The sequence below is a fragment of the Microbacterium sp. genome (assembly GCF_035277845.1).
Classification (GTDB): domain Bacteria; phylum Actinomycetota; class Actinomycetes; order Actinomycetales; family Microbacteriaceae; genus Microbacterium.
On record NZ_DATEJS010000298.1, the window covers coordinates 1 to 13,519 of the forward strand.

10 protein-coding genes and 1 pseudogene are annotated in these 13,519 nt (G+C 70.2%); 9 read left to right on the top strand and 2 right to left on the bottom strand.

The features are described 5' to 3' along the window. A pseudogene (locus tag VJR25_RS13020) lies at positions 1-794 on the top strand (hypothetical protein); the annotation flags it as partial. Here the strand turns inward: VJR25_RS13020 and VJR25_RS13025 are convergent. Continuing rightward, positions 745-2,208, bottom strand: coding sequence for a sulfatase (locus tag VJR25_RS13025; RefSeq protein WP_324115687.1), 1,464 nt, complete (start codon positions 2,206-2,208; stop codon positions 745-747). The pseudogene VJR25_RS13020 and the gene VJR25_RS13025 sit on opposite strands and share 50 nt — an antisense overlap. A gap of 44 nt (positions 2,209-2,252) precedes the next feature. After that, positions 2,253-2,891: a PadR family transcriptional regulator gene (locus tag VJR25_RS13030; protein WP_324115689.1), complete on the bottom strand. Its 639-nt coding sequence runs from the start codon at positions 2,889-2,891 to the stop codon at positions 2,253-2,255. 242 nt (positions 2,892-3,133) lie between these two features. Here VJR25_RS13030 and VJR25_RS13035 point away from each other — a divergent pair, with 242 nt between their 5' ends. The 8 genes from VJR25_RS13035 to VJR25_RS13070 form a co-directional block, all read left to right on the top strand. Next, the gene (locus tag VJR25_RS13035; RefSeq protein WP_324115692.1) at positions 3,134-4,648 is read left to right on the top strand and encodes an ABC transporter substrate-binding protein; all 1,515 of its coding nucleotides are present in this window, start codon (positions 3,134-3,136) and stop codon (positions 4,646-4,648) included. A 65-nt stretch (positions 4,649-4,713) separates the two neighbouring features. Further along, positions 4,714-5,655: an ABC transporter permease gene (locus VJR25_RS13040; protein WP_324115694.1), complete on the top strand. Its 942-nt coding sequence runs from the start codon at positions 4,714-4,716 to the stop codon at positions 5,653-5,655. Continuing rightward, positions 5,652-7,523 (top strand): dipeptide/oligopeptide/nickel ABC transporter permease/ATP-binding protein, encoded by a 1,872-nt coding sequence (locus VJR25_RS13045; protein WP_324115696.1) that lies wholly within the window; start codon positions 5,652-5,654, stop codon positions 7,521-7,523. The genes VJR25_RS13040 and VJR25_RS13045 overlap by 4 nt, the downstream gene beginning before the upstream one ends. 1 nt (position 7,524) lies before the next feature. Beyond that, positions 7,525-8,364 (top strand): ATP-binding cassette domain-containing protein, encoded by an 840-nt coding sequence (locus tag VJR25_RS13050; protein ID WP_324115699.1) that lies wholly within the window; start codon positions 7,525-7,527, stop codon positions 8,362-8,364. After that, complete coding sequence (locus VJR25_RS13055; RefSeq protein ID WP_324115700.1) at positions 8,361-9,782, top strand: GH1 family beta-glucosidase; 1,422 nt, start codon at positions 8,361-8,363, stop codon at positions 9,780-9,782. Before VJR25_RS13050 ends, VJR25_RS13055 begins: the two co-directional genes overlap by 4 nt. Beyond that, a complete protein-coding gene (locus VJR25_RS13060) occupies positions 9,779-10,912 on the top strand; it encodes a serine hydrolase domain-containing protein (RefSeq protein ID WP_324115702.1) in 1,134 nt (377 codons plus the stop codon). Before VJR25_RS13055 ends, VJR25_RS13060 begins: the two co-directional genes overlap by 4 nt. A gap of 59 nt (positions 10,913-10,971) precedes the next feature. After that, positions 10,972-12,753: a DUF5605 domain-containing protein gene (locus tag VJR25_RS13065; RefSeq protein WP_324115704.1), complete on the top strand. Its 1,782-nt coding sequence runs from the start codon at positions 10,972-10,974 to the stop codon at positions 12,751-12,753. A gap of 4 nt (positions 12,754-12,757) precedes the next feature. Beyond that, on the top strand, positions 12,758-13,519 hold a 762-nt coding region (locus VJR25_RS13070; protein WP_324115706.1), incomplete at its 3' end, for a hypothetical protein.

Genomic DNA, 13,519 nt, shown 5'->3' on the forward strand with positions numbered 1-13,519 from the left:
AATCCGCACACGTGTCGGATGCCGCCTCGGTCGGCACCCTGCGCGCGGCACTCGCCGAGGCGGGCGTCGTCGCACCCGTCGTCGGCGGGGCACGGTCGCACTTCACCGAGCTCAATCGCGAACACCGCCGGCTGCCCGACGACCTCGACGGCATCGTGTTCAGCCTCACGCCCCTGTTCCACAGCAGCGGCACCGCACAGCTCGTCGAGTCCGTCGCGATGCAGCGCCTCGTCGCGGAGCAGGCGGTGGACGAGGCCGCCGCAACGCCGGTGCACATCGGCCCCGTGACCCTGCGTCCGCGGTTCAACAACGTGGCCACCACTCCCCCGCCGATGCCCGCCGACGCAGACCTGCGCGCGGGCTACGGCCCGCAGCTGATCGACGCCGACGACGAGCGTCAGGATGTCTGGGAGCTCGCCGCCTGGACGATCGCGAGCGCCGCCGCCCTGGCCGTGCCCGGGGTCGCGAGCCTCACGTACTTCGAGGAATGGGGCGCGCGCGGCCTGCGCCGCGCCGACGGCACGGATCGACCGGTCGCGGACGCCGTGCGCGCCCTCGCCTCGCTGTCCGGCACGACGCTGCTGCACGGCGCGAGCCCCGATGGGCTGGTGTGGGCCGTCGGCGGGCGATCCCGCGGCGGCGACGAGACCGTGCTGGTGGCCAATCTCGACCGCGGGCCCCGCACCCTCTCCGTCTCGGCCCCCGGGGGCACGGTCCGGGTGACCCTCGGCCCCGGCGAGTGGCTCAGCTCCCGGTCAGCCGGGACAGCACCGCCCCGCGCTGATCGTCGGTGATCCGCTGCCCCTGCCAGGGTTCGTCGCCGACCTCCGCCTGTGCACGTGCCAGCTTCCGCGTCATCATCTCGCGCACCTCGGCGTACGCCGGATCCGCGTAGACGTTGTTCAGCTCCTCGGGATCGACGTCGAGGTCGTAGAGCTCCCACTCCGGCGGATACTCGAAGAACCCGGCCCCGGCCAGCCCCAGGCTGGCGTTGTAGAAGTAGATGATCTTGTAGCGCTCGTCGCGGTAGCCGTAGTGCGCGGGCGCCTTGTGGAACCAGTCGTCGTTCTCCCAATAGCGGTAGTACATGCCCTCCGCGGGAGGCGTCGTCGGCGCGCCGTGCAGATCGCCCCAGAAGCTGCGTCCCTGCATGCGGTCGTGCGGCGCCACGCCGGCGACTTCGAGGATCGTCTTGGCGAAGTCGACGTTCGTGACGATGCCGTCATGGGCGGTGCCGGCCGGCAGGCCGTTCGGGTAGCTCATGACGAGCGGCATCCGCAGCGACTCCTCGTACATGAACCGCTTGTCGAACCAGCCGTGCTCGCCGAGGAAGAACCCCTGGTCCGAGGAGTACATCATCAGGGTGTCGTCGAACTCCCCCCGCGCACGCAGCCAGTCGATCACGCGGCCGACGTTGTCGTCGACGGAGGCGACGCAGCGCAGATAGTCCTGCATGTACCGCTGGTACTTCCACAGCGCCAGTTCCTCGTACGAGAGGCCCTCCGGCGGATCGACCTTGAGGTCCTCCTTGTTGAGGTAGTCCACGATCCGCATGAGCGCGCGACGCGCGGACGCCGACCGCGTGCTGTAGTCGTCCCAGAAGGTGCCGGGCACCGGGATCGGGTCGGCGTACATGTCCTGGTGCTTCTCGTCCGGCTCCCACGAACGGTGCGGAGCCTTGTGCCAGATCAGCAGGCACCAGGGCTCGTCGCCGTCGAGGCCGTCAGCCCAGTCGAGCGCGAGGTCGGTGATGACGTCGGTGGCATAGCCCTCGACGCGGCGCACGCCGTCCTTCGACAGGAACCGCGGATCGAAGTACTCGCCCTGGTTGATGAGCACGTCCCAGTAGTCGAACCCCCGCGGGTTGGACGGGGCGCCCTCGCCCATATGCCACTTGCCGACGATCGCGGTGCGATATCCCGCTGCCTTCAGCTGCGACACGAACGTCGGCTGGCTCGCGTCGATCGGCGTGAACAGGGTGGTCACGCCGTTGACGTGGCTGTACGTGCCGGTGAGGATCGAGGCGCGGCTCGGCGAGCACAGCGAGTTCGTGACGTAGCACCTGTCGAGGCGCACGCCCGCTTCGGCCAGCTCGTCGATCCGCGGGGTCTCGTTCACCACCGAGCCGTACGCGCCGATCGAGTGCGCCGCATGGTCATCGGTGAGGATCATGACGATGTTGGGCCGGCGGCGGGCGGACTCGACCATGGATGCTCCTGACTTCGGGTGCCGCCAACTATATGACTATCACCCTAGTCACGCAAGGGCGAGGATGCCGCTTCGGGCCACCGCCCGTCCGGCCACACGGCCCCGGTCCGCTCGATCAGCCGCACCAGACGGCGCTGCGTGGTGGTGAGCCAGGAGATGTGCGCCAGGGCCAGTGCGTTGCCTCGGGCATCGGCCAGGAACGCGGCTTCCTCCACCCAGTCGGGGTCGTAGCGCGCGCCCGTGCCGGCATCCGAGGCGGGGTACCCGGCGGGCGTCCCCTCGGCTTCCTGCGCGATCCGGAACTGCAGCTCGACCTCGACGATCCGGAGCGCGAGGACGGGCGACACCGCCCCGGCCAGCAGGAAGTGGCGCTGGAAGTTAGCGTCCATGGGCCGCAGGCTCGGCTCGAACGGCGCATCAGCCCAGGCCAGGAAGGCCGACGTCCCCTGGGGGGTGAGCGAGTACACCTTGGCATCGGGGCCGCCGCGGTCGGTGTCGACGGCGTAGTCGAGCAGTCCGCGCCCGACGAGCGACGCCAGCTGCCGGTAGATCTGCGAGGACTGCGGGATGTATCCGAACACGCGTCCCTGACGCTCGAGGTACCGCCGCAGGTCGTATCCGGCCGCCGGACGTCTCGCGATGAGCCCCATGAGCACCGACTCGAGCAGGTTCAGATCCGTCATCATCATCCCTCACTAGGTGATTGTTGACATAGTATGCGATCGGGTGCCCCGACGCGGCATCCGCGCGGTATGGTGGGGAGCCGTCAAAACCGAGCACCCCTAGGGTTTTATGTGAGCCGGCTAGCGGGATCCCGTGAGCGTTCTTTTCTTTGGTGCAACCGGTTGACCAGTTTGACCTTCCGGTGCTACTTTTCGAGGCAGAGCGATCCGCAGGGGTATCGCCAGACCGAAAGGGACCAAGGATGTTCCGTTGGAAGGCCACAGCAGCAGCCCTTCTCGCGGCTACCGCCATCACGCTCGCCGGGTGCTCCGGCGCGGGCGGCAGCAGCTCGAGCAGCGCCACCTCGGGGGGAACACTGACTCTCGGAGCGGTCGTCGCTCCCCAGACTTTCGATCCGGCCGGCGCCCAATGGGGCAACGCCTCGCCGTTCTACCAGGCCGTCTTCGACACCCTCCTGCTCATGAAGCCGAACGGCAAGGTCGAGCCGATGCTCGCGTCGAAGTACGCCTACAACGCCGACGGGACGCAGCTCACCCTGACGATCCGCAGCGGCGTGACCTTCACCGACGGCAGCGCACTGACCGCGGACGTGGTCAAGCAGAACCTCGACCGTTTCAAGAAGGGCACGTCGCCCGACGCATCCGATCTGTCCGATGTGAAGAGCATCACGGCGAGCGGGGACACGGTCGTCCTCACCCTCAACGCCCCCGACCCCGCCCTGCTCAACAACCTCTCGCGCGACGCGGGTCTCGTGGCGAGCGCGAAGTCGCTGACCGCCGGCGACCTCGCGACCAACCCGGTGGGCTCCGGGCCGTACGTGCTCGACACCAAGGACACCGTCACCGGCACGTCGTACGTCTACACGAAGAACCCGAAGTACTGGGACAAGGGCCTCCAGCACTACGACAAGCTCGTCATCAACGTGTACAGCGACGCGACCTCGGGGCTCAACGCCATCAAGTCGGGCGAGGCGAACGCCGTCAAGCTCATCAACAACGACAGCCTGCCGCAGATCCAGGCCGCCGGCTGGACCATCAACAAGAACGAGCTCGACTTCGAGGGCATCATGCTCTACGACCGCGGCGGCAAGATGAACAAGGCCCTCGCGAACGTCAAGGTCCGCCAGGCCATCAACATGGCGTTCGACCGTCCGGCGCTGCTGAAGGCCGTCGCCAGCGGATACGGCACCGTCACCGAGCAGGTCTTCCCGAAGTCGTCCGCCGGCTTCGACGCCACCCTGGACGGCACGTACGCCTACGACCCGGCCGGCGCCAAGAAGCTCCTGGCCGAGGCCGGCTACCCGCACGGCCTCACGATCGACATGCCGACCACGTCGCTGCTCGGCGCGAGCACCTTCAACCTGCTCGCACAGCAGCTGGCCAACGTGGGCATCACGGTCAAGGGCACCGACGTCGGCACCAACTACATCACCGCCCAGCTCACCCCGAAGTACCCGGCCGCGTTCATGGCGCTCGAGCAGAACCCGGACTGGCAGCTGATCCAGTTCATGCTCTCCCCCACGGCGACCTGGAACCCGTTCCACTACTCGGACCCCACCGCCAATGCGCTGATCGCCAAGATCCAGCACGGCGACACGAGCGCGGTGAAGCAGCTGAACGCGTACGTCGTGCAGCAGGCCTGGTTCGCCCCCCTCTTCCGCGTCCAGGGCAGCGTGGCGACCGACTCCGCCACGTCCGTCACGATGCTGAACACGAACGCGTTCCCGGCCATCTACGACTTCACGCCGAAGTCCTGACACCCGGCACCTCCGGCCCGCCTGCGCGCAGGCGGGCCGGATCCGACATCTGACAGGGAGCGAAAATGCTCGTGTTCATCGTGCGGCGCCTGATCTCCGGCGTCGTCCTGGTGGTCGCGATCTCCGTGATCGCCTTCACCCTCCTCTACCTCGGCGGCGGGAACATCGCCCGGCAGATCCTCGGCCCCACCGCGACGCCTGCGACCGTGGCCCTGAAGACCCACCAGCTCGGCCTCGACCAGCCCCTCGTCACGCAGTACTGGAACTGGCTGACGGGCGCACTGACCGGAAACCTCGGGCGCTCCTGGACCACCGGTCAGCTCGTCTCGGTGAGCGTGTCGAGCCGGCTCGCCGTGACCCTGTCCATCGTGATCGGCGCGGTGCTCGTCTCGGCGGTCCTCTCGATCGTGCTGGGCGTGCTCGCCGCGCGCCGCGGCGGCTGGGTGGACGGGCTCGTGCAGTTCGTGTCGGTCGTCGGCTTCGCCATCCCGGGCTTCCTCATCGCCCTCTTCCTCGTGCTGACGTTCGCCATCGACCTGCACTGGTTCAAAGCGGTGGGCTACATCCCCGTCACGACCTCGTTCACCGGCTGGCTGTCGTCGGTCACCCTGCCGATCGCGGCCCTCTCGATCGGGGCGATCGCCTCGGTCTCGCAGCAGGTCCGCGGCTCGGTCGTCGACGCCATGTCGCGTGACTACGTGCGCACCCTCCGCGCCCGCGGGATCGGCATCAACCGCGTCGTGTACAAGCACGTGCTGCGCAACGCCGGCGGTCCCGCGCTCGCGGTGCTCGCGCTCCAGTTCGTCGGCCTCATCGGCGGCGCGGTCGTCATCGAACAGGTCTTCGCCCTCCCTGGCATCGGCCAGCTCACCGTGCAGGCCACCACCGCCGGCGACATCCCCGTCGTCATGGGCGTCGTCATCGCGACGGCGATCATCGTCGTCATCGTCAATCTCGTGATCGACCTCGCGCAAGCCGCTCTCAACCCGAAGGTGCGACTGTCATGACCGCCGTCGACGTCCCCCAGACCGTCCCCACCCCGCCCGTGCGCGCGTCGCTGTTCCGCCGGCTCAGCCGCCGCCCGCTCGGTCTCGTCTCCGCGATCTTCCTCGCCGCCGTCGCCGTCATCGCGATCGTCGGCCGCTGGCTCGCGCCCCACGACCCCAACAAGGCATCCGTGCAGCTCGTGCTCGCACCGCCGAGCGCCGCCCATCCGCTCGGCGCCGACAGCAGCGGGTTCGACATCCTCTCGCGCCTGCTCGTCGCGACCCAGGTGAGCATCGCCGCCGCCCTCGTGGCCCTCGTCACCGCCCTCGTCATCGGCGTGATCTCCGGTCTGGTCGCGGGCTACTACCGCGGCTGGTTCGACGGGGTCGCCTCGTGGGTCACCTCGCTCGTGATGGCGCTGCCCGGCATGGTGGTGCTGCTCGCGGCCCGCTCCGTCCTCGGTCCGTCGGTGTGGCTCGCGATGCTGGTGTTCGGCGTCCTGCTCGCACCCGCCTTCTACCGCCTGGTGTACGCCGCGGTCACCGCGGTGCGCGGCGAGCTGTACGTGGACGCCGCCCGCGTCTCAGGACTCTCCGACACGCGCATCATCGGCCGCCACATCCTCTCCGTGGTGCGCGCGCCGATCATCATCCAGTCCGCGATCATCATGGGCATCGCCATCGCCATCCAGTCCGGGCTCGAGTTCCTCGGTCTCGGCGACGCGTCCATCCCCACATGGGGCCAGATGCTCGGCGACGCGTTCACCAACATGTACAAGACGCCCCTGAACATGCTGTGGCCGTCGCTCGCGATCTCGCTCACCTGCATCGCCCTGACCCTGCTCGCCAACGCGATGCGCGACGAGCTGGAGCGCACCGTGGTCGTCCGCCGGCGGCGCCGCCGCGCCGTGACCACCGCCACCGGGTCCATCGCGGCCGTCACCACGTCGATCGCGACCGGCGGCGGGGATGCCGCGCCCCTGGACGACTCCGCTGCGCTGCCGGTCATCGCCGAGACCATCGTGCACCCGGACGACCCGGACGCCGCCGCGCACCCCGAGGTGCTGCGCATCCGCGACCTGACCGTCGGTTACGACCAGCCCGACGGCTCCGTCGTCGAGGTCGTGCACGGCGTGAGCCTCGACGTCCGCAAGGGCGAGGTGCACGGACTCATCGGGGAATCCGGCTCAGGCAAGACCCAGACGGCGTTCTCCGTGCTCGGCCTGCTCCCCCGCGGCGGCCGGGTCAGCGGTGGCCTCATCGAGTACGAGGGCATCGCCCTGCAGGATGCCTCCGAGAAGGTGTACTCCGGCATCCGCGGGGCACGCATCGGATACATCCCGCAGGAGCCGATGTCGAACCTCGATCCGTCGTTCACGATCGGCAGCCAGCTCGTCGAGCCGCTGCGCCTCACCCTCGGGCTGAGCCGGCGGGATGCGACCGAACGCTCACTGGCGCTGCTGGAGCGCGTCGGCATCCCCAACCCGAAGCGCACCTTCGCCGCCTACCCGTTCGAGGTGTCCGGCGGCATGGCCCAGCGCGTGCTGATCGCCGGCGCGGTGTCGACCGACCCCGACCTGATCATCGCCGACGAGCCGACGACCGCGCTCGATGTCACCGTGCAGGCCGAGGTGCTCGACCTGCTGCGGGACCTGCAACGCGAACGCGGCATGGCGATGCTCCTGGTCACGCACAACTTCGGCGTCGTCGCCGATCTGTGCGACCGTGTCACCGTCATGCAGCAGGGCCTGTTCGTCGAGTCCGGCCCGGTGCGCACCATCCTGAAGAACCCCTCCCACCCGTACACGCAGTCGCTGCTGGACGCGATCCTCGACGAGGGACCCGCCCGCGGACCGCTCGCCGCCGGCGCCGTCGCGCAAGGAGCCTGACATGGACCCCCTCCTCGAGATCAACGACCTGGTCGTCGAATACCCCGCGAAGGGATTCCGCGCGCAGCCGTTCCGGGCCCTGAAGGGTGTGTCCCTCGACATCCGTCCCGGCGAGACGGTGGGCCTCGTCGGCGAATCCGGCTCCGGCAAGACCACCCTCGGGCGTGCGGTGCTGGGCCTCGCCCCGGTCACGGACGGCAGCATCCGCTACGCCGGCCGTGAGATCGGGCAGTTGACGCGACGCGCCCGCCGCTCCCTCGCGGACGAGATCCAGGTCGTGTTCCAGGACCCGTACTCCTCCCTGAATCCGTCGCTCACGATCGAGCAGATCCTCGCCGAGCCGCTCACCGCACGCGGCGTGGCGACCCGGGACGCGAAGTCCCGGGTCGGCGGCCTGCTCGACCGCGTCGGACTCCCCGCGGGCGCCGCGAGCCGTCTGCCGCGGGAGTTCTCCGGCGGTCAGCGGCAGCGCATCGCGATCGCGCGGGCGCTCGCCCTCGACCCGAAGCTGATCGTGTGCGACGAGCCGGTCTCCGCGCTCGACCTGTCCACGCAGGCGCGCGTGCTCGACCTGTTCATCGAGATCCAGGAGCGCACCGGCGTCGCCTACCTGTTCATCTCGCACGACCTCGCCGTGGTGCGCCACATCAGCCACCGCGTCGCGGTGATGTACCGCGGCGAGCTCGTCGAGACCGGCGACGGCGACCAGGTGACCGCTCGCCCGCGGCATCCGTACACGCAGCGCCTGTTCCTCGCCGCCCCGGTGCCGGACCCCGACGAGCAGAAGGAGCGACGCGCGGCCAGGCGTGCGCTCATCGCGGCGCAGGGCGAGGCGGCATGAGCGATCGCGACCTCGCACCGCGCAGGCTGGGACTGCCCGACGACTTCGTGTTCGGGGTGGCGACGGCGGCCTACCAGATCGAGGGCGGCGTCGCCGAGGGCGGGCGCGGCCCCAGCATCTGGGACACCTTCGCGACCCGCCCGGGCGCGATCCACCACGGCGAGACGGCGGAGGTCGCCTGCGACCATTTCCACCGCTGGCCGCACGACCTCGACCTCATGGCCGAGCTCGGCATCCCCGCCTACCGTCTGTCGCTGTCGTGGTCGCGACTGCAGCCGACCGGCGACGGCCCGCTCAACCCGGAGGGCGTGGCGTTCTACCGGGATCTCCTCCGTGGGTGCCGCGAGCGCGGCATCGAACCGTACGTGACGCTCTACCACTGGGATCTGCCGCAGGCGCTGCAGGATGCCGGTGGATGGCCGGAGCGTCGCACCGCCGAACTGTTCGGCGCGTACGCGAGCCTCGTCGCCGACGCCCTGGGCGACCTCGCCGAGCACTGGATCACGGTCAACGAGCCGGTCTGCGCGTCGTTCCTGTCGTACTGGTGGGGCATGCAGGCGCCCGGGCACACCGATCTGTCCGAGGCGGTGCGGGCCGCGCACCATCTGCTGCTCGGCCACGGCCTCGCGCTGCGCACCTTCCGCGAGCGCCGCCCCGCGGCGAAGCTCGGCATCACCAATCTCGTGAGCAGCCTCGCCCCCGCGACCGCGAGCGCCGCGGATGCCTCCGCCACCGCCGACCTCGACATCCGGTTCAACCGGGTCTTCCTCGAGCCCGTCTACCACGGCTCGTACGGCCCGGACGTCGCCGCCGTCTTCGGCGACCAGGGCCTCACCGAGACCGAGTCGGACACCGGACTCGTCCGCCACGGGGACCTCGCGCTCATCTCGGCGCCGATGGACTTCGCGGGCGTGAACCACTACACGAACACGCTCGTCGCGGCCGACCCCGAGGCGTGGAACGGCGCGCGGATGATCCAGGTGGAGCCGGCCCCGACGGACTTCGGCTGGTCCGACACTCCGGAGGCCCTGAGCGCCGTCCTGCAGCGACTGGCGGCCGAGTTCACCGACCTGCCGCTGTACGTCACCGAGAACGGCGCGACGTTCGGCGACTATGCGACCCCGGACGGGGCCGTGCACGACCCGGAGCGCGTTCGCTACCTCGCCGGGTACACGGCAGCGCTCGCAGATGCCCGCGGCGGAGGTGCCGATGTGCGCGGCTACTTCCTGTGGTCGTTCCTCGATAACTTCGAGTGGTCGTGGGGGTACTCGCAGCGCTTCGGCATCGTCCACGTCGACTTCGGCACCCAGCGTCGCACGCCCAAAGACAGCGCCTACTGGTATCGCGACCTGATCCGCGCCCAGCGCGCACCCCTCGCCGCGGCAGCCGCGGCATCCCAGGAAGGAATCCCCGCATGACGTCCACCCGACTCGACGGCCTCCTGCACGGATGCGCCGACACCCGGCTCGGCACGATCGTCGAGCGGCTCGAAGCGAGCCTGGCCGCCGACCCCGATCTGTCGTTCCAGGCCGCGGCCTATCACGACGGCGGGATCGTTCTCGATGTGTGGGGCGGTCCGCATCTCGCCGAGGACTCGCTCATGGTTCCGTTCTCGGTCACCAAGAACACCATCGGGTTGACGATCGGGCTGCTGGTGGAGCGCGGCGAGCTCGATCTGGACGCCCGCGTCGCCGACTACTGGCCCGAGTTCGCCGCGAAGGGCAAGGCCGCCGTCACCGTGCGGCAGCTGCTCTCCCACCAGGCCGGCCTTCCGCAGGCCACGCCGGCCCTCACCTGGGCGGACCTGCTCGACCACCACGCCGCCGCGCACAAGCTCGCGGCATCCCGTCCGTTGTGGCAGCCGGGATCGGCGTTCGGCTACCACGCCGTCACGATCGGCAACCTGGCATCCGAACTCGTCTTCCGCGTGACCGGCCGCACCCTGCACGAGGTGTTCGAGCAGGACATCCGCGCGCCGCACGACATCGACGTGCACCTCGGCCTGCCGCCCGAGCTGGACGGACGCCGGGTGCCGGTGCTGCCCATGATCCGTCCCGTGTCGGACTCCCTCGTGCCGCCGTGGTCGGGCCTGCTCGCCACGGCGATGCGGATGGACGGCCCGCCCGTCGACCTCGCCAACGACGAGGTCAGCTGGCGGTTCGGGCATCCGGCCGGATCGGGAACGGCGACGGCCCGCGGGCTCGCCCGCCTGTTCGCGAGCGCGGTCACCGGTGTCGGCGACGCCGCGCCCTTCCTCAGCGCCGACACGGTCGAGACCATCGGGCTGCAGCAGGTGCGCGGATACGACGAGGTGCTCGGACAGCAGGGCCGGTCCCACGCGATCGTGTTCCAGAAGCCGTCCCAGCAGCTCGCGTTCGGCGGTCCGCGCGCGTTCGGGCACGACGGCGCGGCCGGGGCGCTCGCCTGTGTCGACCCGGACACCGGGATCTCTTTCGGCTACACGATCGCGCGCGGTCCATGGCCGGGCGGCGCCGACCCGCGCGCGGTGGCCCTCGCCGCCGACCTCGGCGTCATCCTGGCCGCCTGAATCACTGATCCTCGACCGGGCCACCGCCCACCCTCCTCCCCGAAAGACAGAGGTCACCGATGTTCGACCGCCGCTCCACGTTCGGCGAAGCCCTCGACCACCCCGCCGCGCGGGCGATCCTGGAGCGCTACCTCCCCGGGATCGCCGCGTCGCCGATGGCGGTCCAGTTCCGCGACGGCCGGCTGGGGTCGCTGATCGCCATCGCCCCGACCCTCGAGGATCCGGCCGCCCGAGACGAGCTGTGGGCGGCTCTGGCCGAGGTGGGCGACGACGTGCAGCGGCCGCCGTACGCTCCGGCGATCGACCCGGACCCCGCCTACGAGGCCGTCGACGTCGCCCGCGGCTCGGCCGCCCTGACCCCGCCCGCGGAGGCGACGCGGTGGGGTGTGCTCGAGGCACGGCTGACGGGTCCGTCGCACGGCAACCCGTTCGTCGACGTCGAGCTGGATGCCGTGTGGACGCGCCCGGACGGGTCGACCGTGCGCACCGGCGGCTTCTACGACGGCGACGGCGAATACGTGGTGCGTGCGCTGGCGGATGCCGACGGCGACTGGACGTTCACCACGCGTTCGACGGCGCGTTCGCTCGACGGCATCGCAGGTCGCGCGAGGGTCACCGCCGCGGCCGACGGCGACCACGGGCCCGTGCGGGTCGACGGCTTCCACTTCCGCCATGCGGACGGCACGCGGCACCGCCCCCTGGGCAGCACCGCGTACGCGTGGACGCACCAGTCCGAGGCCCTGCAGCAGCAGACCCTCGCCACGCTCGCCGACGCGCCGTTCACGAAGCTGCGCATGTGCGTGTTCCCGAAGTCGTACCTGTACAACGCGAACGAGCCCGCCGACTTCCCGTTCCCCGGATCGCCGGCGGACGGCTTCGACCTGGAGCGGTTCGACCCGGCCCACTTCCGTCGCCTGGAACAGCGCGTCGCGCAACTCCGAGCTCTCGGCATCCAGGCCGACCTCATCCTCTTCCACGCGTACGACCGGTGGGGCTTCGCGGACCTCGGCCCCGCAGTCGACGACCGCTACCTGCGCTACGTCGTACGCCGCCTCTCCGCCTTCGCGAACGTGTGGTGGTCGATGGCGAACGAGTACGACCTGCTCTGGGCGAAGGACGAGTCGGACTGGGAGCGCCTGGCCGCCATCGTGTCCGAGGAGGATGCCGTGGGCCACCTCAACTCGATCCACAACTGCCGGCCGTTCTACGACTACTCGAAGCCCTGGATCACGCACGTCAGCATCCAGCGCGTCGACGTCTACCGCACCGCGGAGAACACCGACGAGTGGCGGACGCGGTGGGGCAAGCCCGTCGTCATCGACGAGTGCGCCTACGAGGGCGACATCGACCAGGGGTGGGGCAACATCACCGGCGAGGAGATGACCCGCCGGTTCTGGGAGGGCGCGGTGCGCGGCGGCTACGTCGGCCACGGAGAGACCTATCTGCCCGTCGCGGCGGGCGGTGCGACCGATACGTCCGGCAACGCCGGCGACGACCCGGAGGTGCTGTGGTGGTCCAAGGGCGGTGCACTGCACGGCTCGTCCCCCGAGCGCATCCGCTTCCTCGAGCACCAGCTCGCGCTCGCACCCGACGGCGTGTGGGATCCGCTGGTGAGCGACTGGGACGTGCCGTGGGGCGGCACCGAAACCCACCGCATCGGCTACTTCGGCTTCAACCGCCCGCGCTTCCGCAACCTGATGCTGCCTGACGGCGACTGGACGATCGACGTCATCGACACCTGGAATATGACCGTCGACCGTCTTCCGGGCACCCACGCGGGCACCGTGCGCGTGGAGCTGCCCGGCCGCCCGTACATGGCCGTGCGCGCCGTGCAGGTGTGACCCCATGACCTCCATCGGCATCGAGGGCGAGGCGTTCATCGTCGACGGGCGCCTCGCGAACGCCGGGCGCACGGTCCTGGGCGTGCCGGTCGACGGGCTGCTGCTGAACAGCCGCATGATCAACGGCATCTTCGACGATCTCAACCCGGCGACGCGCGGGCAATGGGCCTATCCGGACACCGGCGTGTGGGACGCGGAGCGCAACGCGGCCGAGTACCTGGCGGCGATGCCGCGCTGGCGCGCCGGGGGCCTGGATGCGATCACCGTCGGCATCCAGGGCGGCAGTCCGCAGGGTTACAGCGCGTCGCAGCCGTGGGACAGCGGCGGATTCGCACCCGACGGCTCGCTGCGCCCGGCCTTCTTCGCCCGCCTGCGACGCATCCTCGACGAGGCCGATCGCCTCGGTCTCGTCGTCATCGTCGACTACTTCTACCAGGGACAGGAGATGCGTCTCGAGGACGAGGATGCCGTGCGCCGCGCCACGATCGCCGCGACCCGGTTCCTGCTCGAGGGCGGCTGGCGCAATGTGCTGGTCGAGATCGCGAACGAGTGCAACTTCGACTGGGAGTACACCGGCAACCGCATCCTGCACGCCGCCCGCGTGCACGAGCTGATCGCCCTCGCCCAGTCCGTGCAGCTGGACGGACGGCGCCTGCTCGTCAGCACGAGCTTCGCGGCGCTCGATCCGATCATGACGTCCGCCGTCGCGCGGCGGGCGGATTGGTTCCTGCTGCACGGCAACGGCACCGAGCGCGCCGACCGCCTC

Excerpts from the sequence above, each read along its gene's own strand:
- VJR25_RS13030 (WP_324115689.1), bottom strand. The coding sequence starts at position 2,891 with ATGACGGATCTGAACCTGCTCGAGTCGGTGCTCATGGGGCTCATCGCG.
- VJR25_RS13035 (WP_324115692.1), top strand. The coding sequence starts at position 3,134 with ATGTTCCGTTGGAAGGCCACAGCAGCAGCCCTTCTCGCGGCTACCGCC.
- VJR25_RS13040 (WP_324115694.1), top strand. The coding sequence starts at position 4,714 with ATGCTCGTGTTCATCGTGCGGCGCCTGATCTCCGGCGTCGTCCTGGTG.
- VJR25_RS13065 (WP_324115704.1), top strand. The coding sequence starts at position 10,972 with ATGTTCGACCGCCGCTCCACGTTCGGCGAAGCCCTCGACCACCCCGCC.
- VJR25_RS13045 (WP_324115696.1), top strand. The coding sequence starts at position 5,652 with ATGACCGCCGTCGACGTCCCCCAGACCGTCCCCACCCCGCCCGTGCGC.
- VJR25_RS13025 (WP_324115687.1), bottom strand. The coding sequence starts at position 2,208 with ATGGTCGAGTCCGCCCGCCGCCGGCCCAACATCGTCATGATCCTCACC.
- VJR25_RS13050 (WP_324115699.1), top strand. The coding sequence starts at position 7,525 with ATGGACCCCCTCCTCGAGATCAACGACCTGGTCGTCGAATACCCCGCG.
- VJR25_RS13055 (WP_324115700.1), top strand. The coding sequence starts at position 8,361 with ATGAGCGATCGCGACCTCGCACCGCGCAGGCTGGGACTGCCCGACGAC.
- VJR25_RS13060 (WP_324115702.1), top strand. The coding sequence starts at position 9,779 with ATGACGTCCACCCGACTCGACGGCCTCCTGCACGGATGCGCCGACACC.